General features: G+C 43.4%; 19 protein-coding genes and 7 tRNA genes. 4 read left to right on the top strand and 22 right to left on the bottom strand.

Going from position 1 to position 20,128, the window contains the following annotated elements:
* Window positions 1-76 precede the first annotated feature (76 nt).
* From AC0YN7_RS14980 to AC0YN7_RS14935, 10 genes are all read right to left on the bottom strand, one after another.
* A complete protein-coding gene (locus AC0YN7_RS14980; RefSeq protein WP_475810811.1) occupies window positions 77-1,534 on the bottom strand; it encodes a leucyl aminopeptidase family protein in 1,458 nt (485 codons plus the stop codon).
* 201 nt (window positions 1,535-1,735) lie between these two features.
* Window positions 1,736-2,692 (bottom strand): carbohydrate kinase family protein, encoded by a 957-nt coding sequence (locus AC0YN7_RS14975; RefSeq protein WP_475810810.1) that lies wholly within the window; start codon window positions 2,690-2,692, stop codon window positions 1,736-1,738.
* A gap of 52 nt (window positions 2,693-2,744) precedes the next feature.
* Window positions 2,745-3,755, bottom strand: coding sequence for a LacI family DNA-binding transcriptional regulator (locus AC0YN7_RS14970; protein WP_475810809.1), 1,011 nt, complete (start codon window positions 3,753-3,755; stop codon window positions 2,745-2,747).
* Window positions 3,756-3,892: 137 nt separating this feature from the next.
* Window positions 3,893-4,780, bottom strand: coding sequence for a metallophosphoesterase family protein (locus AC0YN7_RS14965; protein WP_475810808.1), 888 nt, complete (start codon window positions 4,778-4,780; stop codon window positions 3,893-3,895).
* 28 nt (window positions 4,781-4,808) lie between these two features.
* Window positions 4,809-5,696, bottom strand: coding sequence for a phosphoesterase (locus tag AC0YN7_RS14960; RefSeq protein WP_475810807.1), 888 nt, complete (start codon window positions 5,694-5,696; stop codon window positions 4,809-4,811).
* Window positions 5,697-5,724: 28 nt separating this feature from the next.
* Window positions 5,725-6,633 carry a carbohydrate ABC transporter permease gene (locus tag AC0YN7_RS14955; protein WP_475810806.1) on the bottom strand — a complete coding sequence of 303 codons (909 nt, stop codon included), beginning with the start codon at window positions 6,631-6,633 and terminating at the stop codon, window positions 5,725-5,727.
* A gap of 93 nt (window positions 6,634-6,726) precedes the next feature.
* Window positions 6,727-8,454 (bottom strand): extracellular solute-binding protein, encoded by a 1,728-nt coding sequence (locus tag AC0YN7_RS14950; protein ID WP_475810805.1) that lies wholly within the window; start codon window positions 8,452-8,454, stop codon window positions 6,727-6,729.
* A gap of 103 nt (window positions 8,455-8,557) precedes the next feature.
* Window positions 8,558-9,505: an ABC transporter permease gene (locus tag AC0YN7_RS14945; RefSeq protein ID WP_475810984.1), complete on the bottom strand. Its 948-nt coding sequence runs from the start codon at window positions 9,503-9,505 to the stop codon at window positions 8,558-8,560.
* A 368-nt stretch (window positions 9,506-9,873) separates the two neighbouring features.
* Window positions 9,874-10,596 (bottom strand): glycerophosphodiester phosphodiesterase, encoded by a 723-nt coding sequence (locus AC0YN7_RS14940; protein ID WP_475810804.1) that lies wholly within the window; start codon window positions 10,594-10,596, stop codon window positions 9,874-9,876.
* 44 nt (window positions 10,597-10,640) lie between these two features.
* Window positions 10,641-11,369, bottom strand: coding sequence for an MgtC/SapB family protein (locus tag AC0YN7_RS14935; protein WP_475810803.1), 729 nt, complete (start codon window positions 11,367-11,369; stop codon window positions 10,641-10,643).
* A 266-nt stretch (window positions 11,370-11,635) separates the two neighbouring features.
* Here AC0YN7_RS14935 and AC0YN7_RS14930 point away from each other — a divergent pair, with 266 nt between their 5' ends.
* Window positions 11,636-12,442 carry a helix-turn-helix domain-containing protein gene (locus AC0YN7_RS14930; protein WP_475810802.1) on the top strand — a complete coding sequence of 269 codons (807 nt, stop codon included), beginning with the start codon at window positions 11,636-11,638 and terminating at the stop codon, window positions 12,440-12,442.
* A 135-nt stretch (window positions 12,443-12,577) separates the two neighbouring features.
* Window positions 12,578-13,474 (top strand): phytanoyl-CoA dioxygenase family protein, encoded by an 897-nt coding sequence (locus tag AC0YN7_RS14925; RefSeq protein WP_475810801.1) that lies wholly within the window; start codon window positions 12,578-12,580, stop codon window positions 13,472-13,474.
* Window positions 13,475-13,685: 211 nt separating this feature from the next.
* On the opposite strand, the gene AC0YN7_RS14920 is transcribed toward AC0YN7_RS14925, so the two are convergent.
* From AC0YN7_RS14920 to AC0YN7_RS14880, 9 genes are all read right to left on the bottom strand, one after another.
* A tRNA-Leu gene (locus AC0YN7_RS14920) sits at window positions 13,686-13,770 on the bottom strand.
* A gap of 50 nt (window positions 13,771-13,820) precedes the next feature.
* Window positions 13,821-13,895: transfer RNA gene (locus AC0YN7_RS14915), tRNA-Glu, on the bottom strand.
* Window positions 13,896-13,985: 90 nt separating this feature from the next.
* Window positions 13,986-14,300 carry a hypothetical protein gene (locus AC0YN7_RS14910; protein WP_475810800.1) on the bottom strand — a complete coding sequence of 105 codons (315 nt, stop codon included), beginning with the start codon at window positions 14,298-14,300 and terminating at the stop codon, window positions 13,986-13,988.
* A gap of 234 nt (window positions 14,301-14,534) precedes the next feature.
* Window positions 14,535-14,619 (bottom strand) — tRNA-Leu (locus AC0YN7_RS14905).
* A 55-nt stretch (window positions 14,620-14,674) separates the two neighbouring features.
* Window positions 14,675-14,750 (bottom strand) — tRNA-Lys (locus AC0YN7_RS14900).
* A 50-nt stretch (window positions 14,751-14,800) separates the two neighbouring features.
* A tRNA-Glu gene (locus tag AC0YN7_RS14895) sits at window positions 14,801-14,875 on the bottom strand.
* A 91-nt stretch (window positions 14,876-14,966) separates the two neighbouring features.
* Window positions 14,967-15,057, bottom strand: a tRNA-Ser gene (locus AC0YN7_RS14890).
* A 5-nt stretch (window positions 15,058-15,062) separates the two neighbouring features.
* Window positions 15,063-15,138 (bottom strand) — tRNA-Asn (locus tag AC0YN7_RS14885).
* Between the two features lie 40 nt (window positions 15,139-15,178).
* Window positions 15,179-15,652, bottom strand: coding sequence for a SprT family protein (locus tag AC0YN7_RS14880; RefSeq protein WP_475810799.1), 474 nt, complete (start codon window positions 15,650-15,652; stop codon window positions 15,179-15,181).
* Between the two features lie 113 nt (window positions 15,653-15,765).
* Here AC0YN7_RS14880 and AC0YN7_RS14875 point away from each other — a divergent pair, with 113 nt between their 5' ends.
* On the top strand, window positions 15,766-16,128 hold the full coding sequence (locus tag AC0YN7_RS14875; RefSeq protein WP_475810798.1) for a hydrolase/acyltransferase: 363 nt from the start codon (window positions 15,766-15,768) through the stop codon (window positions 16,126-16,128).
* A gap of 86 nt (window positions 16,129-16,214) precedes the next feature.
* The gene (gene cmpA, locus AC0YN7_RS14870; protein ID WP_475810797.1) at window positions 16,215-16,358 is read left to right on the top strand and encodes a cortex morphogenetic protein CmpA; all 144 of its coding nucleotides are present in this window, start codon (window positions 16,215-16,217) and stop codon (window positions 16,356-16,358) included.
* Window positions 16,359-16,469: 111 nt separating this feature from the next.
* Here the strand turns inward: cmpA and AC0YN7_RS14865 are convergent, their stop codons facing one another.
* The 3 genes from AC0YN7_RS14865 to AC0YN7_RS14855 form a co-directional block, all read right to left on the bottom strand.
* A complete protein-coding gene (locus AC0YN7_RS14865) occupies window positions 16,470-17,141 on the bottom strand; it encodes a nitroreductase family protein (protein WP_475810796.1) in 672 nt (223 codons plus the stop codon).
* A 233-nt stretch (window positions 17,142-17,374) separates the two neighbouring features.
* A complete protein-coding gene (locus tag AC0YN7_RS14860; RefSeq protein ID WP_475810795.1) occupies window positions 17,375-17,797 on the bottom strand; it encodes an Rrf2 family transcriptional regulator in 423 nt (140 codons plus the stop codon).
* 123 nt (window positions 17,798-17,920) lie between these two features.
* Window positions 17,921-20,101 carry a Tex family protein gene (locus tag AC0YN7_RS14855; RefSeq protein ID WP_475810983.1) on the bottom strand — a complete coding sequence of 727 codons (2,181 nt, stop codon included), beginning with the start codon at window positions 20,099-20,101 and terminating at the stop codon, window positions 17,921-17,923.
* Window positions 20,102-20,128: the final 27 nt, after the last annotated feature.

Here is a 20,128-nt window from a genome sequence, read left to right as displayed (position 1 = left end):
ACTTCCTTGTTGTTTTATGTTATATCTGTATTTGTTAGCGTTTACAAAACATTAATAAGGAGTGTCACTCTCCTTTTTACCTCGACATTACATACGAAGCTAGCATTCTCGCACCAAAGCCTGTCGCTCCGACAGCCTTTTCACCATTAGCGGAAGACGAATCCTTCGGACCGTTCATGTCGATATGTGCCCATTTCAATGAAGGGTGAACAAATTTCCGTAAAAATAACGCAGCTGTAATTGCACCTGCACCATCACCGCTGCTGATGTTGCATACATCTGCATATGTGCTATCCATATACGATTCGTATTCATCTACTAATGGCAGCTGCCATACTTTCTCACCGAACGGTTCACCTGCATTTTTGCACAATTGCACCAGTTCATCATCACCGAGAATGCCCGCGATCTTAGTTCCAAGCGCACCAACTACAGCGTAAGTTAACGTCGCCATATCGATCGCTTCCGCTGCACCTATACGATGGGCATAGATTAATGCATCAGCAAGGACGAGTCGTCCTTCAGAATCCGTATTGCCTACTTGAACGGTAAGACCGTTTGCATATCGAATCACATCGCTTGGCAGCAAGCAGTCTCCCGATATTACGTTCTCAGCAGTTGGCACCAGCACCACAATATTGGCGGACGCACCGCTCTTAACCACGATATCCAACGCTCCAAGTACTCCAGCAGCTCCAGCCATATCCATCCTCATATTGCTAATATCGTGATCGCGTTTAAGGCTGATTCCCCCAGTGTCGAACGAAATTCCTTTGCCAATCAGAGCCGTAAGCGGCTTCGCATCGTCTGTACAATAACGAAGCTCGATAAAAGCAGGTGGAAATGTACTCCCTTTACCAACCGCTATTACGCCTGCAAAGTTAAGTCGCTCCAGCTCCTCGCCAGTATACACTTTAATCTCAACGGCGGTTCCAGCAAAACGTTCTGTCACTCTGTCTGCCAATACTAACGGACGCAAGTGGTTCGCTGGTTCATTCGCGAGATCTCGCGCCCATAAGGTTCCCTCAGCATGAATTTCCCCTTGGCGAATGGCCTCTTGGATTTGCACGTTTGATTGTCCGTCGAAAGATAGGACAGGGACTTCCTGCTTTTCTGACTTTGTCTTATATGTATGAAAGGAATAAGTACCCAGTTTCCAACCTTCCACCCATGCCGTTATTGCTTCCGTTTCTTGATCAGAAGTCGAATTTCCATCCCACAGCGCCTGAAAGGAAACATGAACTTTAAGACACCGCTCTTTGGCAACCGCTCGTCCTGTATTGCCGGCCGCATCTCGAATACGAGCTGGTTGAATATGAGCAGCTTCGCCCATACCTACAAGAACAACATCCGGCTGTCCCTGTCGACCATAAAACCACGTAATGGAATCTTTAGCCCCCATATGAAGTCGCAAAACAGACGAATCAAATAGCTGTCCGACCTGCGGTAGATCCAAGATTCGCTCTAAGGTTTCTTGATAAACAGGAAATATTAATGTCTGCGCCTTCTCATCAACTTCATCATCGATACTCATCGGATAACCCTCCAAATCATTCAGAACTCTTCCTATGACGAAATACTATTCGAATTCAACACATAAGCTCGCAACAGCATGAGCCGTAACCTCAAACTCCATCTGGGAACCGTCTATGGCAACACCCCCCTCAGCTACAGGACGTTCTGACGTATCGACAAAATAAGCTTTGCTCTAATCCATCACTATGAATCATTAAATTCATAGTGTAGTTTCCAGAGTTTCATTTGTTTCACCAATTCTATCCGCGATAAATTTCTCTAGCAGTTGTATGTTTGTCGTCCCTGTGTTTCCACCATATTCACTTACAGACAGCGCGCCACAAGCATTTCCATATATCAAGCATTCCTCTGGATTTTTTCCTGCCAAATATCCGTAAATGTAACCGGCATTAAAGGAATCACCCGCTCCAGTCGTGTCAACGACTTGAACAGAGAAGCTCGAACGGTATGCCCGCTGCCCGCTTACCGACGACACCGCACCTTTCGAACCCAATTTGAGTACGATATGGCTGCTGTGTTTGGAAAGAACTCTAAGGCTTTCCTCTACCGTTGTACAACCGGTGTAGTGAATCGCTTCGGTTTCGTTCATGAAGAAGACGTCGATATCCTTCATTAATTCAAAAATGCCCGGATACCATTCCCCGGTGTCATCCCACCCCATATCAATAGAGGTCGTAACGTTGAGTGCTTTAAGTTTTCTTACTGTTTCCAAAAATTCAGCATGATTGCGGCTTCCCTTATAACAAGTTAAATGAACGTGACGTCCTAATATAACACTATTCATGTCCAACTGCTGCAAGCTAAGCTCGGCGTTTGAACCTGCATATGTAATAAAAGAACGGTCATTTTCTGGGTTAATAGCAATGGAAATGCCTGTATTGCTGCTGCTCTTTTTTATATAGCTGGTATCGATTCCATATTGAGAAAATTGCTCTTTTATTAGCTGACCAAATCCGTCTTCACCTAGTACCCCGTTAAAGGCAACCTTCAAGCCTAGCTTGGCTGTCGCCAAACTAAACAAAGCTGCCCCTCCTCCGACGTGAATGGTCATATTTTGAACAAATACCTCTTGTCCAGGTGCTGGCAGTTCGTTGCAGCCCTCAACAACTAAATCAATATTCGCGTCTCCAATCACGATGACATCGTAATTTTTCAATGGTGTCTCATCTCCATCTATTTCCGATATACACTGATGTGCTCTCTATTCCCTATGAATCTCTTCTTATACAGCTTTCACGGACAACTAGTTTATGATCCATGATGATATCCTCGGTTGGCGTTTCCTTATTCGTAATTTGTTTCAGCAGCGCTTCCATCGTCACTTTACCCATGTCTTGTATGGGCTGTTCCATCGAGGTTAACCTCGGACGGGCAAGCTCCGTCAGTTGACTTCCGTCAAAGCCCATAATGGAAATATCCTCCGGTACTCGAAGGTTATGATCCCAGATGCAGTTCATCGCTCCGACAGCCATATCATCACTTACAGCAAAAACAGCCGTAGGCTTTTGTTTATTACGAAGCATATCTTTCATTTGCTCGTATCCACTTTTCACTTTATAATCACCGAACCGGATATTTTCATATATGATTTTAATGGAATTATCTGACAATGCATTTCGGTATCCGCTATACCGGTTTTGACCCGATGTAATATCGCGCATGTCGCCGCCGATAAACCCTATTTCCTCATGACCAAGTTCAATCAAATATTTCGTCGCATCGTATGCAGCTTTGTAGTCATCAATAATTACAGAAGTGAATTCTTGGTCCATCGGTTTGACACTAGAAAAAATAACGGGAATGTTCATCTTATGAATTAAAGCACGGATTTCCTCATTGATTTTCTCATGCATAATAATGATGCCTTCTACCCGCATTTCCTGAAACACATTTATATACTTCAGTTCTTTATCTATATCCTCGATGATATTACATACCAAAAGGTTATAATCATTTGAGCTAGCCGCTTCTTCGATGCTGCTTAAAATTGTCGAATAGAAACTTGAGGTAAGATCGGGAACAATAACCCCAATGAGATTCGTTTTATTACGAACCAAGCTTCGGGCGATTTGGCTCGGAGCGTATCCCAATTGCTCGATGGCTTGATTTACCTTTTCTTTGAGATCGTCTTTCACATACCTCTCGCCATTCAGCACTCTGGACACAGTTGTGACCGAAACTCCCGCTACTCGGGCCACATCTTTGATTTTTGGTTGCACATTATTCACCCTTCGTGGAAGTATATTTCTTTCATATATTAGAATTATATAAGATATACTTCGACTTCGACAAACTTTCTCATAATTTCTTCTTCACTATTATTCAGCCATGAAGACTAATCCTTATAAGCTTATTTCTAATTCGCTACTTCTATCCTAGTATCGAACTCCCGCTTTCCTTCGAATAAGGTGATGATTCTTCCTCCGCGCTCAAGTTCACCGTAAGTGTCGATCCCGGTCACACGTCCATAGCATAATCGAATCCCATGAAGATCTCCTACGTAATCATTATCATGATCATGTCCGGCAAAGGTCCCCATGACATCTCCCTGCTCAAGCATGGCCGTGAATAAACCGCTATTCAACTTGGGACAGCAGACTTCCTCGCCTTTATTACCTTTACTTTTGCCTTCCTGCCAGACTTGTTCATATTCTGGTATTGGAATATGGAAAAATGCGAGCCCTGGCAAAGCGCTGCCATTCTTCTGTGCAAGTTTACTTGATTCCCTACAGTACCAATAAACCTGATCCGGATGTATCCATTCGTATCCACCAACGGACTCCAGTGCTGAATCTCCCGAATCAAAAAAGTATAGAACAGCTGCCTCTTCTTCAGTCGCAGAACCCGCAACGGTAAGTACATAGTTACCTATTCCATGGATGTCCTTAGGACCGTCCTCAGATAAGTTATTATCAAATTCCTTTAAAATATCATTCAATCGTTGACGCGTAATGCCTCGCTCTGAGTCGTGATTACCATAAATGACAGCGAACGGAATTGCTGACTGGACAACACCCGCGATCGCGCGGCGGAATGTTCTTTCTTGATCCTCCGTATCATAACTAGATATTACATCGCCAGTAAGGACGATCAAATCCGGCTTCTCAGACGCAATCAATTGCTGCATAATAGCTAACGTTCGAGCATCCTTTTCAGGATCAATCCCATCTTTGAAATGCATATCGGTAAATTGAATGATCGTAAATGTCCCATCTGATCGGAATCTTAACTTGTTGTGCTCCACCTTAACTCCTCCTCGACCTATAACCCCATTAATTCCCAATAAATAATGGCTGAGAAAATGCGGAATACCCACCTTCCAAATATACCGCGACACGAACGTACGCTTCATCGCCTTTACACTCATAATTCGCTTGTTTGATTCGGCCTGTCATTTCTTTCAGTACCTGTCCGTCTTTCCCGAAGAAAGTAACGTATTTGTACATTTTATCAAGCAATTCGTTGGAACGAAGATCAACAACTATCGTGTTGCCTTCCACTCTGATTCCATCAAATCCATACCCTGTTGATACGTAGAAGTTGCCTTCTTTAATCGCGTCAATAATAGCATCATTGGTGTTTTCTTTGGCCCTAACTACGTTCCAGGCACGCTTCTCTTGTCCATATACATGCGAGTCGTCATTGCCGAAACCCCAAACCTTACGCCCCGTCGATAAAACAGCATCCCACTTATCGAAAGCAATATCATACTCCGGATTGCCGTCTCCGTTATAGACTTCAACCCCAAGATAGTGTTCCATCTTAAGCATATCTTCTAGCTCCCAAAAATTCGAGAAATACCGATTCGGATGCACCAGTACCGCAAATCCATCATTAGCTACCGTTAGGTCCACAAAACGCTGATAATTCTCAATCGTAAACTCACTGCTGTAGTTTTCCATAATCACATGCGGCGGTTTCACGAGCAGCATGTGAGTTTGCCGACTGCTAACTTCAATGGCTTCGAAAACAGTCGGGATCTGCCTTTCGCCTTCGTGCTTCGTAATTTTATCATGATCAGAAATACCGAGAAAATCGTATCCACCGTACATTTTATAAACTGTTTCGAGCGGAAACCAACCATCACTGTTCGTCGTGTGGTTATGAAAGCTTCCTTTTAACCAAGTACCTGTCTCTATGTAAGGATTCGTTATCTTCATCTGTATTCCCAACCTCTCCTAGGCTAATTTACTCTTTTATGGAACCGATCATAACACCCTTGGCGAAAAAACGCTGCACGAAAGGATAAATCATAATAATTGGAGCTACGACGACGATAATCGTGGCCATTTTTAGCGAATTTCCGGTAACTGTTATTTTATCAAGCAAATCGTATCTGACTCCCGCTGCTTGGCTGAGTATATCCCGCATCGCTTCCGCACTCGCCAGCATTTCTTGCAATAGCGTGGAAAGCGGACGTAGCTCGGCTTTGCGAACGTAAAAGGCGCCGGTGAACCAATCATTCCAATGACCAACGGCCGTAAACAAACCAATAACCGCAATAACCGGTCGACTGAGTGGCAATATAATGCGCAAAAAGATGGAGAAATCATTGTATCCATCAATCCGTGCCGATTCTTCCAAGCTTATATGAATTTGTTGGAAGAATGTGCGGAAAATGATCAAGTTCCATGCGCTGTATAAGCTCGGGATGACATATACCCAAATCGTATTCGTCAAATGGAGCGAATGAAGCAACATGTAGTAAGGGATAATGCCCCCACCGAATAGCATTGTGAAAAAAATAAACATCATAACATATTTCACACCAGGCAATGTTTTGCTCTTTAATGCATAAGCTGCAGCCGCAGTCAAAAAAACGCTAGCAATCGTACCAACAAATGTACGAAATATAGAAATCCCGAATGCTGTTGTGATATTGGCCGCCTCAAATGCCTTACCAAAGTTTTCCAATGACCACACCCTCGGCCAGAAGTAAATACCGCCTCTTTCAGCGTCTTTTCCAGCATTGAAAGCTAGCGCAAGAATGTTCAAAAAAGGAAGAATAATCGATAGACATAATGCAATAATTATCAAATAGTTTACTAATTTGAACGCTTTTTCGCCTACGCTAAGTTTATAAAAATCGTTTCCCACGTTCCTCCCCCTCCTCCTTGTGGTAGGTAATGCGACTTTATTCCACTAGGAATAAAGCCGCTTTACCTTCCTATTTATTAATAATTAATACGCTCAGAAACCGATTGGTGTTTTAGGATCGGCGTTTTTCTCGGTAAGAAGCTTCAGATAGTCGTCCAATCCGGCAGCTTTCAGTTGTTTCAACGCGGAATCCAAAATCTTCTTCGCTTCATCTATATTCTTACTATAATAAGAACGGATGAGGCTATCGTTGTAGTTATCTAGCGCAGCTTTCAGTTCCGTACTTCTATCGAACTCGCCGAGGAACGCAATCGGCGAATACGCGTCGGTGATAACTGCATTTTTATATTTCTCATCCCAATGCCAGAATTCCTGCGCCAATTGCCCTCTTTTCTCCTCTTTCAGACTGTCTCCATTTTCCAATTCGCCGAAATCAGCCATAGCATCCCAGTCTGTGCCGCCGAGTATATTTCCCCAGCCATTGTTTACGCCACTGAACCCAAGTTTTTTGGCTTCATTCGGATCGCTCGCTAACAAATCGAGCACTGATTGGTTGACAACCGGGTTACCGTCTTTATTAAGCGTATAATCGCGACCTTCTAAACCGTATTTCCAAAGCAGCTTACCCTCTCTACTTGCGAAGAAGTCGGCTAGTTTAACAATATCTTCTGGGTTTTTCGTTGTTGCAGGAATCGCCCATGCGCCACCACCGGATTTGAATGACACTTTCATTTTGTAAGGGCCATTTACATCATTGATTGGACCAAGCGGCAGGTAGTGCAGATCTTGGTTGTAGTCTTGGTAACTGTGTGTGTTGGAGATGATCGCCCAAGTACCGTTAATAGCACCTTCCGATGAACGGCTTTCATCCATTGTGAACATTTCAGATGAAATCAACTTTTCTTTCAGCATTTTTTGGAAAAACTCTGCTTTTTTCAGAGCAAATTCTGTCTCTGCCTCATGAAGTATTTGCCCATCTTTCGTTTGATTGATGCGCTGATCTTGACTTCCCCACATCATGTCAGTGAACAGTTGTCCAGCATCCTCACGACCATTCATTCCCCAATATCCAGGGCCGATCGGTGTTACGTCTTTGCCGTTGTTGTCTTTGAAGTTACCGGCTTTAATTTTCTTAGCCAATTCATATACTTGCTCACTCGTTGTAATTGTGCTCGGATCGAGGTTCAAGGCTTCTGCGATATCCTTGCGAATGAAAGGTCCGCCGACCATTTTATTTGTGATAGCACCGCCTTCTCGGTTAATGTTCATATGGACAAAGTATGATGAACCATTAAATTCCGGACGGAACATAACGCCGTATTTCGTATCAAGCGGTAAGTAGTCATCTTGCAAATATTTGCTGTATATTTTCGTATTCTTTAAGAGCGGTGTTAGGTCGGTGAACATGCCTTCACGGGCTGCCTTCAGCACGACTGGCATTTCCGGTCTACCGCTGTTATTAAGGTAAAAGGCAACGAAGTCTGGTAAGTCATTCGCCGCAATACCTGCAATCAAACCATCAATAGAGTGTTCAGCCTTCATGATCTCGATCTCGTAATCGATACCTGTCTGCTGTTTGATTCTTGCTTTGATTTCTGGGTTCATATCTTCTGTGTAATCGTCTGTACCCATGAAGATAAGCCCTTTGATCTTACGGTCGGCAATCCAAGTAGCCGGTTTTCCTTCAGGTACAGGTTTAACCGAATCCGTGCCGCTAGGGGCTGGATCTTGGACGTTGTTCTTGTTGCCATTGGAACAACCCGCGATCAACAAACTTGCCACTAAAGGAATTGCAAAATACTTTGCCCACTTCTTGCTCATGCGTTTTTCCCCTTTTCAAAAATGTTTTTTATGAAATACGCCAGAAGACGTCTCCCACTGAATGGATGGTCATACCGATTATATGGTAACGTTTTCATAGACATTACCATAGTGAAGTATCAGAAACCTTGCGGGAGATCTTATTCACCATAATGACTAGGATCAATCCAATTACGCCTTGCAGCATGCCAATGGCAGTCGCATATCCAAACTGGCCTTCTCGCAAACCAACTCGAATAATATAGGTATCCAAAATATCGGAGAGATGCATGTTTCCCGGTGTTCGAAGTAAGTAAAGTTGGTCGAATCCAGCGGACAATATACTACCCACCGACAAAATGAAGAGGATTACGATAGTCGGGGCAATAGACGGTAAAGTAATGTTCCAAATTTCCCTGAGTTTACCGGCTCCATCCATTTTGGCCGCTTCGTACATATCCGGATTAACTCCCGCAATCGCTGCCAAATAGATGATCGAATCCCAACCAATAGACTTCCATAGATGACTACCGAACATGATCTGGTAAAAGTATTGTGGGTCCATCATGAAGAAGGTACCACCATCGCCGCCCATACTTGAAATTGCTTGATTCAGCAAACCTGTATCGGGAGCTAGAACACGTTGAATTAAGCCCACAACAACAACCCATGATATGAAGTGTGGCAAATAAAGAATGCTCTGCGACACGTTCCTAAACCATTTGTTGCGTACTTCATTAAACATCAGCGCCATTATTATTGGAAATGGCAGGTACAGAAACAATTTCATACCACTAATAATAAGTGTATTTCTGAGTAATTCTCCGCTTTGATACGAATTGAAAAACGTTTGGAAATATTCGAAGCCGACCCAGGGACTTCCCAAGATTCCCTCGTTGAACTTGTATTCCTTAAAGGCTAACAACAATCCGCCCATTGGAATGTAATTAAATATGACGAAGAACACAACACACGGCAATAACATGAAGTACAAATAACGATGCTGTACAATTCTTTTCCCTAACTTGCTTCCATTCTTTTTCCGCTCTTGTTGTAAAGTCATTTGCTTCATAAGACGGAAATCACCTTCTTTCTGATTACTATCTGGTATCGCTACCACAAAGAGACTAATGATTAAATAATTTCTATCCAATCACCCTCTTAGCGAAATGCTGAATTTGTATGCTAGTTGGATTATAGCGGTTAAATTTTGTTTTTTAAACCAATATTTGTTATCAACAAGTAAACTTTTTGTTAAGATTCATTCTCTCAATGGTATCAAGGATTACGACAGAATTCACCTTCTTCCCTGTTAACTATGTGCTTCATTAATCAGATACAGTTTTTTCTGGAATCGATACCATGATGACTAAAATAAAATGCGCCACTTGAAGTAAGCGCTTACCATGAACAGATTATACCAAACTTTTTTCCAATTGGCTACAGTTTATTTAATTCATTTTTCAGTTCAATAAGATCCTTTGGTTCTCTTGTAGTAATGGCGTCTACTTGCATCCTAAGAAACCATTCCATCTCTGACCGAAAGTTAACGGTATAAACCCATACCATCAAGCCTATGGCATGAGCTCTAATTACTACAGGGGGAAGGCAAGTAAAGCCATTCATGTTAAGCCCTACGTATCCAGCTTGCAGAGCTTCACTGCATATAGCCTCCGCGAAATCGCCGTATCGCTCCATTTGTTTGATGGATAATTCATCCGGCGTATTCAGCATTACTTGAATATCAGGATAGCGCAATGTAATGTTATCAGAACATCCTGTAATGAAAACCCGTTTTTGCGCTCCAAATTGGCGAATAAGTCTAACTGTAGGATCAATAGCATCCGCCGTTTTTATATCTAAATTCAATTTCATTCCAAGTGAATCCGACACTCGCAGCACTTGTTCAACAGTCGAGATTTCATGATCTCTATACATCGGATCGAGCAGCGGCCGGACGGCTGGATTATTCAGCTGTTCGAACGTGTGCGTATGAAGATAAGGCGAGTCGTCATGCATTAGGATGGCTATGCCATCTTGGGATACACGCACATCGACTTCAACGATATCTGCGCCTAATTGAATGCCTTCATCAAATGAAGCCATTGTGTTATCAGGATGAATACCACAGCCCGTATGGGCCGCTATCATCGTGTTAAGCATGCGATGTCTCCTCTTTCCAATAATAAAATGATTTCGCTTTCATATTACGCTGAGACGCCTTCTGTTTCCAAGCTTACTACACCATCCATACTAGCTAATGCAGCGATTGATACCTCGTAATTTTTTGTTTTCTTTAACTTCAACTGAAGTCGAATAATTAAATGACGATTGTTTTGTTGATCACCCACTTCATCGTTGTCAATCGTAAGCTTACTGATTTGCAATCCGTTTTGATTCAAGTGCATTAAAACCAAATTCAGACCCGACGATGTTTTTTCGATCTTAATTAATAGCTCACGCACCTTTTTCGTTCGAGAGAATAGCTTCTCGACTTTGTTCAGTAGAAACAAACTTACCACCACCAAGAAGGTCGCTATGACAGCGCCATAGTAAAATCCCGCCCCGGCAGAAAGCCCGATTGCCGCCGATACCCACAATGAGGCTGCCGTTGTCAATCCAGATACCCCAAATCCATTTCTCATGATGGTACCTGCACCGAGAAAACCTACTCCGCTGATCACTTGCGCTGCCAACCGTGCCGGATCTAGTCGAACATTTGGTTCTGCGGCAAAATCAGCAAATCCATACATGGATAACAGGACAATAACAGCAGAACCAAGGCAAACAAGAATGTGAGTCCGGAAACCAGCGGAATGCCCGCCAAGCTCTCGTTCTAGACCGATTAAACCACCAAGCGCCAAAGCCAATAATAGTCTAAGAGTCATCTCAGATAAGCTAATTTGCCATACAGTCGGATCAAATTCGAGGGCCATTTTGTTACTTTTCGCCTCCTTTCACCTTCGTATCGATATCTATCTGGCTTTTTAATGGAAACGTATTTCTTACTTTACTAGACTTCTTTCTATTTCACAACTGCTTTTTCTCAAATTTGTAAACGATTACCGTCAGTCTCTTTTACATGATATGCTACATTTTTAAATAGATACGCTAACATCCATTGAGCAGAAATATGATAATATGATTTCTAATACTTCATGTCTTTGGTTCATCTAAATTTATTAACGCGGAGGAGCCTCAATTGAGTCAACTGATGATCAAGAGCTTTATTGGAACACATCATAAATACTGGGAAGACGCTGAATATTATGAGCATGATAGTGTAGAAATTACGATAATACTCGAAGGCCATGGTCTGTTTCGCTATAAAGCTGCTCAGCATACCCTAGAGCCTGGCCACATCGTTCTCATTCCGCCAAATATCCCTCACTCTTTTCACGCGTTATCACCGATTCGATTCGGCGTACTGCTTATTGAAGGACTATCATCGGAAGCACAGCTGCTATTCAATCAATTACTTTCAACTGAACCTGATGAATCTATTACTCTTCCGCGTATCATTTCTTTATCTAAGTTAGATAAAGAGCAATATGAGTTGTTGTTTCGTCAATGGTTACGTATAGTCTCTTCGAAATTAAAGGAGCCACAATTGCATTACGCTGCGTGGATTCAAGTATTATTGCTATTTATCAATGAACATGCCCAGTCTGATCAACAAGCTCTCTCTATGACGCGGGCTGCCGACTATATACGAGATAATTTACAAAGTGGCATCCACATCGGTGAGCTAGCCAAGTTAGCCGGGTTCACTGAGGACGGCTTTCGCAAGCACTTTTATTATGTATATCAAATGACACCTAAGCAATATCACCAAATGTGCAGATTATCCGAAGCTAAATGGCTGTTAAGCTCATCGGATAAAGATATGCAAGCTATAGCAGAGCTTGTTGGTTTTTCTTTACTGCATTCTTTCTCAACCTGGTTTAAAAAGCTGGAAGGTACTCCACCTTCCGAATGGCGGAAAACCCAAAGATTGTATCATAGTTAATCGTCTCATCTTCATCTGCGGACTCCTCGTCGGTTTTACGTAAATTGTGTATGTTTTTGACTAACTACTTCCTCTATCCCTTTTAGGTACCATTAAGTTAGGAACAAGATCATAACTCTTGGAGGTAATAATCGCATGAATGTACAAATAGGAAACCGAACACTTCAGCTCGGCAGCAAGTATCTAACAGAATTAAGGAACTCTAATGATATTTTTGATGATACTGAGCTGCTCAGAGAGAGACTTCGTGAAGACGGTTATTTACTCATTCGGGGTTTTCATAACCGAGACAAGGTGCTCTCTGCAAGAAATGATTTTCTAAATAAGCTTGCAGTTATGGGGAGATTGGATCCTAATTCTTCACTTGAAGAAGGTGTAATACACTCAGAAAATAAGAGTGCGATGTGGGGTAAAAGCGCAGAGGATCTGAAAGATGACTTCCCCAACTTCCTTGAAGTCGTCAATAGCCCCGCTGTCATGAGTTTTTTTGATCGTTTGTTGGGTGGCCCAACGATGACCTATGATTACAAATGGCCTCGCGCAATCGCGCAAGGTGGAAATACTGGGGCGCATTACGATATTGTATACATGGGCAGAGGCACTAAGGATGTATACACAATGTGGACACCCTTCGGCGACATACCACTTGAATTAGGTACACTCACTATGTGTCTGGGCTCACAGAATTATGATAAAGTAAAAAGAACTTACGGTGAGATGGACGTAGATCGCGATAACGTGGCAACGGGTTGGTTCTCAGAGGATCCGATAGAAATTGTAGATAAATTTGGCGGCCAGTGGGCAACGACAGAATTTCACGCTGGTGATGCTATCATCTTCGGTATGTACATGATGCACGCTTCCTTAAATAATACGACCAATCACTACAGAATCAGCTCCGACACACGCTACCAGCTCGCCTCAGAGCCTGTAGATGATAGATGGGTAGGAGCTAAGCCTAAAGGACATTATGCCTGGGGCAAAACACCGGAGAAGCCTGTTTCAGAAGCTCGTAAGGAATGGGGAGTATAAAGAACCAGTAGAATTTGAAGAAGCAGCCTACGTCATAGTAGGCTGCTTTATATACATCGTGCTTCTAAGTATATATATTATCGTTTCATATTCACTATGTGTATTCAGCAATAACTCGATAACGATAGGAATAGGTCTTATTCTCCATAACAAAACCAATAACAAAAAAGAACCCCTACAAAGTAAGAGTTCCGAAGTTTAATTTAAGTTATGGTGCGGTAGACAGGATTTGAACCTGCACGTCCATTGGACACTACCCCCTCAAGATAGCGTGTCTGCCGTTCCACCACTACCGCACATGTCGTAATAGGCATTCAATCGCATTCACTTCGAGGGATGAAGTAGATGGTGACCCGTAGGGGACTCGAACCCCTGTTACCTCCGTGAAAGGGAGGTGTCTTAACCACTTGACCAACGGGCCATTAATGTCGTTTGGAAATATGCATTCCGTCAAACAACAAAAATTATAATATCAAATTTTCGCTCAGAATACAAGCATTATTTTCAAACTTTATTTAATAAGTTCCGCTTTAAATACATTATCCAATTTATCAGTCGGTGTAAGTCTTTTCTTCAAAGGAACTTTAACATCTCTTCCCAATTCTTTGAAGAATGTTTCTACATCACATTGCACATTATCCAAAATTACAACTAATTCACCTTTACCGATTATGTCTGGATTAATATCAGCCGGAACATTCACGTCAATGGAGTACTTTTTGGTCAATGTGTTGCTGTATCTCGCAAAAATCTCAAGCAATTCCTCATTATTAAAATTTTGAATTGCTGCTTGTCCCTTATTCGTAAAGTTCAAATTCATTTTCACTTTAACATTACCCCTTTTCTAATTAACCATTTTTATGTTGTAATCAGTAACTTCATTGCTCGTATGGTTCCTTACAGAGAAAAGGCTCTCAATGCCTGCGGTGATTAATAAAAGAAAAAGCCACTCTCTAATCAGATTTATGGTCTGAATATAAAGTGGCATCGTATATCAGAATCGTGTGACTAGACGCACACTTCCTAAGTTCACCTTAATACATCGGCAAAAAGTATGTTATGGTGCGGTAGACAGGATTTGAACCTGCACGTCCATTGGACACTACCCCCTCAAGATAGCGTGTCTGCCGTTCCACCACTACCGCACATTTAGGGTTATTTAAAATCCTTCACTCACATTCACTTCGAGGATGAAGTAAATGGTGAGCCATGAAGGATTCGAACCTTCGACACCCTGATTAAAAGTCAGGTGCTCTACCAGCTGAGCTAATGGCTCTCATTGTGACTGTAAAGCAACTCTTGAGAGCTGTTCACTTTGAGGATTAATGGTGACCCGTAGGGGACTCGAACCCCTGTTACCTCCGTGAAAGGGAGGTGTCTTAACCACTTGACCAACGGGCCGTACGATTACTCATGTTTGCTTTAAAGCTCATCAGGCAAATAAAAAAGACCGGATGAACGGTCTCACCGTTGCAAACACTTGTGAAAAATCTGGCGGAGAGAGAGGGATTCGAACCCTCGCACCACTTACGCAGTCTAACCCCTTAGCAGAGGGTCCCCTTGAGCCACTTGGGTATCTCTCCAAACTTGGCTCCCCGAACAGGACTCGAACCTGTGACAACTCGATTAACAGTCGAGTGCTCTACCAACTGAGCTATCAGGGAAAATTAAAAAGTAAAAGTGACAAGTAATAATATATCACTGTTAATCTTTATTGTCAATAAAAATAACAATTAATTTTCCTCGGCATTTTCCGCAGGCATATTTTGCTGGGTCGATCTTCCGCTTACGCAAATACTCCATCCCACATTTCTTGCAAATAAGCTTATAACGATACGGCTGCACCTTGCGTTGTGCACGATCAGGCAGTGATTGGCAATACCTCGCACCGCCTACATGCGCAAGCAGCCCCTTGAAATCAGCATCGCGATGCTGATAGCCCCGCTTCAAAATATGCAAATGATAATGGCATAACTCATGCTTAATTATCTTTTCCGTTTCTTCATGTCCAAAGGTTTCGAGCTGATGCGGACTTATCTCTATATTGTGCGAACGTGTAAAATAACGCCCACCCGTTGCTTTCAGGCGGCTGTTGAATGTCGCCTGATGCAGAAACGGACGATTAAAGAAGGTTATCGATATTTGTTCAACCCATTGCTGCAGCGCTTCGTTTGTCATTGTTTATTCTCCCCCAACTACTTGAATTTTAAAGCCTCCATACGCTACACTGTCAAGTAGGAATTATTAAATATGATGGACGGTAACATACCGGGGGGAGAGTATAAATTATTATGGCAACTATGCGTTACGTCTTATTAAAACAGCAGGACAGCATTTATTTCGTTGAAATGCCCGCTTCACATGCTTACCAGTTGAGCGCGCTCAATCTGCGTCTCCATAAAGAGATCGATAAATTAACGGCTGAGCATGTCCCAAGCCTACCTTACGCGGTAGCGGAATGTAATGATGTCGAACTGCATGACACGTCCATTAACATTATTACAGGACTTGATTACATCAATAATTTGGAACAGGATTTCGCCGCTGTTCAAGAAAAATCCTACCCCCTCATCTCGCTGCTAACCGAAATCCGAGCGTTGCAAGCGCAGCTTGAGCAGTGGTATGAGGAGTATGAAGAAGAACAAATGAATTAATGAATTAGAGTGGACCTGCACGGACATTCGCCCTCCTCCATATTGTAGTATTACAACAAGTTAGGCCCAGGAGGAGGACGAAGCGTATGCCACAGTGGCTGTGCAACCAACTGATCCACGCGTTTCAGAAGAAAGATCGACGACAAATAAAATTATTGAATGATTGCTGGTATTTCTACCGTAATAAACAAGGCTCGAAGGAGCAAAGTGACGGCATCGAGATTCAATGATTATACAGCACAGCAATTCAATACAACAAAACCGGCCACCGCATGCGGATAGGGCCGGTTTTTATTTATAAGTGGATATTTTTATCTAAATGAATTGCTGCTAACTATTGATTACATACCATTAAAAAATAATACATCGTCAAGAGGCATACGAGTAGTCGGATGTCCAGCTGCAGCGGCTTTGCCGATTGGCAGCATCAACGTCGGCACATAACGATCCGAGATGTTAAACAGCTCTTTTAATTGATCTCGATTATATCCGCCCATAGGCACGGTATCGTAGCCTTTCGCACGAGCAGCCAGCATTAGCTGCATCGCTACAAGCCCCGTATCAAATACAACGACTTCCTTCAGTCTTTCAGCCGGAAGCGAACTATACATCTTCGTTGAATTAGCAATCATGCTGTCTTTCACTTCTTCTGTCATAAACCCAGCTGCAGCAGCAGCTCCATAAATTTTATCCGACAGGGTGTACATTTCCAAGTCACCAAGCACGATAATAATTGCTGAAGCCTCGCCTACCTGCTTCTGATTAAATGCGATTGGAAGTATCTTTTGCTTCAACTCTGGATCCGTCACTACAAGAAAACGCCACGGCTGCATATTAGACGAGGACGGCGCTTTCGTTGCAGTTGCAATAATTTCCTTTATTTCATCCTGTGAAATATCAAAGCTGCTATCAAATACGCGTACGGAGCGACGGCTAGTTACTACATTGTCAAATGAAGCCTCAAGCTGCTCTTTCGTTTGGTTATTAACTTGTGTATCCAATTGGGTTGTCATTTTGTTTTCCTCCTACGGAATTAAAATTATCTGTGCGTAAAGTAACTCAGTTAAATTCAGATGGATACTGTGTTTTAGTAAGCACAGTTAAATCCGAACGAATACTGTGTTAAAATTCTCACAGTTAATAAATCGGTAACTGTATTAATAATATACACAGTATAAGATCTCAATTTACTTTTGTCAATCAGCTTACTTAAATTAATATGCTTCATTAATTACCAGTTGTGTTTTTATGTTGATGCAATTAGCTTATTCTCCGCAAGCTGTGCTATTGTGTATTGTTGCAGTGCCTCAATCGTCTTTCGTTCCACCTCATTAGTGATAACAATAAAGGCCGACTTCATTTCTTGTCCGAAATGATCCATACCAATTGTGTCGAGCAGCCCGTTGCTCATCGGCTCGCCAACCTTCATCGCTATATAAACATCAGCAAGCGTAATCGTCTCAGCCGATTGCTTCAGCCTGTATCCACCATCACGGCCTTCTCTCGTCTCGATTAGGTTCGCCTGTGCAAGCTTGGCTAGAACCCTTCTAAGTACGGTTGCTTCCGATTTCAGGCATTCGGCGATTTTTGCGCTTGGACAGATGTCGGTTTTACCCGATAATACAACGAGTGCCTGCAGTGACAATCCAAACCATTTGTGACTGGTCAAGCTGCTGCATCTCCCTTTATTCTCGTCCATCATCATCGCCCCTTATAACCTTTTCACAAACTCCGCCCAATTAATTATAAAAGGCTTGCCATGTGACTGGCAAGCCCTTTACACGATATCCTACTAGTCCGGCTTTCGCATAGTTAGTCCCACGCGGCCTTTCTTCAAGTCTACACTTAGAACCCATACGGTTACCGTATCGCCCACGGATACAACATCCATAGGGCGTTTTACGAATTTATCACTCATTTGGGAGATATGAACGAGACCGTCATTTTTAATGCCGATATCAATAAAGGCACCGAAGTCAATGACATTACGTACCGTCCCATGTAATTCCATTCCTGTTGTCAAATCTTCAATATTAAGCACATCCGTGTGAAAAATAGGCGGAGGCAGCTCCTCACGAGGATCTCTGCCTGGCTTAAGCAGGCTTTCTACGATGTCACGCAGCGTCGGCACACCAACGCCAAGCGTAGGCGCAACGAGCTCAGCATTCACCTGTGTCAGCTTTAGCTTCTGTTCATCAGAACCAAGCTGCTTAACTTCTAGCTGAAGCTCCTTGAACAGCTTGTCTACTACGCCATACGATTCCGGATGAATCGGAGTACGGTCAAGCGGATTACCCGCTTCCGGAATACGAAGAAAACCGATACATTGCTCGTACGATTTAGCGCCTAGGCGTGGTACCTTTTGCAGCTGCGTTCGTTTGATGAAGCGTCCATTCTCCTCGCGATATTTCACAATGTTGCGAGCTATCGTCGCGTTGATGCCCGCCACATAAGAGAGCAGCGATGCTGAAGCGGTGTTCACGTCGACACCGACATGGTTAACGGCCGATTCGACTACGCCGCCTAAGGTCTCATCCAAACGCTTTTGACTGACATCATGCTGGTATTGTCCAACACCAATCGCCTTCGGTTCAATTTTAACCAACTCAGCCAACGGGTCCTGCAGCCTGCGCGCGATTGAAACCGCACTGCGTTCCGATACATCGAGGCTAGGAAACTCCTCTTGAGCCAGCTTAGAAGCTGAATAGACGCTCGCGCCCGCTTCATTGACGATAATATACTTGAGCTCTTCTCCGCCTGCAGAAGCGGACTTGCGCTTCCCTATAAGGCTCGCTATAAATTGCTCTGTTTCGCGTGATGCTGTACCGTTGCCGATTACAATAAGCTCGACCTTATACTTATCAATCAATCCGTTAATAAGACGTTCTGCTTCAGCAACCTTATTATTAGGCGGGGTTGGGTAAGATACAGCTACCTCTAGAAGCTTGCCGGTATCATCTATGACCGCCAGCTTACAACCGGTACGAAAAGCAGGGTCTACGCCGAGCACAACATTGCCCCGAACGGGAGGCTGGAGCAGCAGATTACGCAGATTCTCTGAGAAAATAGAAATCGCATGCTCTTCTGCTTTCTCCGTCATTTCTCCTCGTACTTCGCGTTCAATAGATGGCGAAATTAATCTTTTATACGAATCCTCTATAACAGCAACCAACACATCGCGAACGGAAGCAGCCGTACCGTTTCGAAGAAGCTTACGCCCAATCTGCTCATGTATGCGGTCTGAAGGCACGTCGAACGTAACGCGAAGCACATCCTCGCGTTCCGCGCGGTTGATGGCCAGCACTCGGTGCGGCGGCAACTTCCTCACCGGCTCTTGATAGCTGTAGTACATCTCATATACGGTTTCTTCAGCCGGGTTTTTCGCTTCTGTACGCAGCAGCGCCTGATCAAAAGTGAATTTACGTACCCACGCGCGAATAGAAGCATCGTCAGCAATATTTTCAGCTATAATGTCCATCGCACCTTGCAAGGCGTCCTGAGCCGCTGCAACGCCTTTGTCTGCGTTTATATAACGAGCTGCCTCTATAAGTGGATCGCCTTGTCTAGGCTGGGACCAAAGCCATTCAGCAAGCGGCTCCAGGCCTCGTTCCTTAGCGACACTTGCGCGTGTTTTGCGTTTTTGACGGTAAGGACGATAAAGATCCTCAACCTCTTGCAGCTTGATGGACTTGTTGATCGCTTCCCGCAGCTCCTCAGTCAACTTACCCTGCTCGTCAATAAGCCGGATGACCTCGCGCTTGCGTTCCTCTAGATTTCGCATATATTGCAGCTTCTCTTCAATAAATCTCAAGTCATTCTCGTCCAGCTCACCGGTCATTTCCTTACGGTAACGAGCGATAAAAGGGATTGTATTGCCTTCGTCCAGCAAGTCGACCGCAGACTTCACTTTCGTAATCGGAATGGTTAGCTGTGCGGCTATCGCCTTAACGATTCGTTCACTTTCAACAGCCATCTGTCCGGCTGTAAGCTTCGTACTGCC

The sequence above is a fragment of the Paenibacillus sp. J31R122 genome (assembly GCF_056269185.1).
The sequence above is the reverse complement of the archived record's forward strand: the minus strand, read 5'-3'. Positions and strand labels throughout refer to the sequence as shown.

What these genes read in the sequence shown, in the direction of transcription:
- AC0YN7_RS14935 (WP_475810803.1), bottom strand. Translation starts at nt 11,369, where the DNA reads ATGGCCCTCGAATTTGATCCGACTGTATGGCAAATTAGCTTATCTGAG.
- AC0YN7_RS14960 (WP_475810807.1), bottom strand. Translation starts at nt 5,696, where the DNA reads ATGAAGATAACGAATCCTTACATAGAGACAGGTACTTGGTTAAAAGGA.
- AC0YN7_RS14940 (WP_475810804.1), bottom strand. Translation starts at nt 10,596, where the DNA reads ATGCTTAACACGATGATAGCGGCCCATACGGGCTGTGGTATTCATCCT.
- AC0YN7_RS14925 (WP_475810801.1), top strand. Translation starts at nt 12,578, where the DNA reads ATGAATGTACAAATAGGAAACCGAACACTTCAGCTCGGCAGCAAGTAT.
- AC0YN7_RS14880 (WP_475810799.1), bottom strand. Translation starts at nt 15,652, where the DNA reads ATGACAAACGAAGCGCTGCAGCAATGGGTTGAACAAATATCGATAACC.
- AC0YN7_RS14875 (WP_475810798.1), top strand. Translation starts at nt 15,766, where the DNA reads ATGGCAACTATGCGTTACGTCTTATTAAAACAGCAGGACAGCATTTAT.
- AC0YN7_RS14855 (WP_475810983.1), bottom strand. Translation starts at nt 20,101, where the DNA reads ATGGCTGTTGAAAGTGAACGAATCGTTAAGGCGATAGCCGCACAGCTA.
- AC0YN7_RS14865 (WP_475810796.1), bottom strand. Translation starts at nt 17,141, where the DNA reads ATGACAACCCAATTGGATACACAAGTTAATAACCAAACGAAAGAGCAG.
- AC0YN7_RS14980 (WP_475810811.1), bottom strand. Translation starts at nt 1,534, where the DNA reads ATGAGTATCGATGATGAAGTTGATGAGAAGGCGCAGACATTAATATTT.
- AC0YN7_RS14950 (WP_475810805.1), bottom strand. Translation starts at nt 8,454, where the DNA reads ATGAGCAAGAAGTGGGCAAAGTATTTTGCAATTCCTTTAGTGGCAAGT.
- AC0YN7_RS14945 (WP_475810984.1), bottom strand. Translation starts at nt 9,505, where the DNA reads ATGAAGCAAATGACTTTACAACAAGAGCGGAAAAAGAATGGAAGCAAG.
- cmpA (WP_475810797.1), top strand. Translation starts at nt 16,215, where the DNA reads ATGCCACAGTGGCTGTGCAACCAACTGATCCACGCGTTTCAGAAGAAA.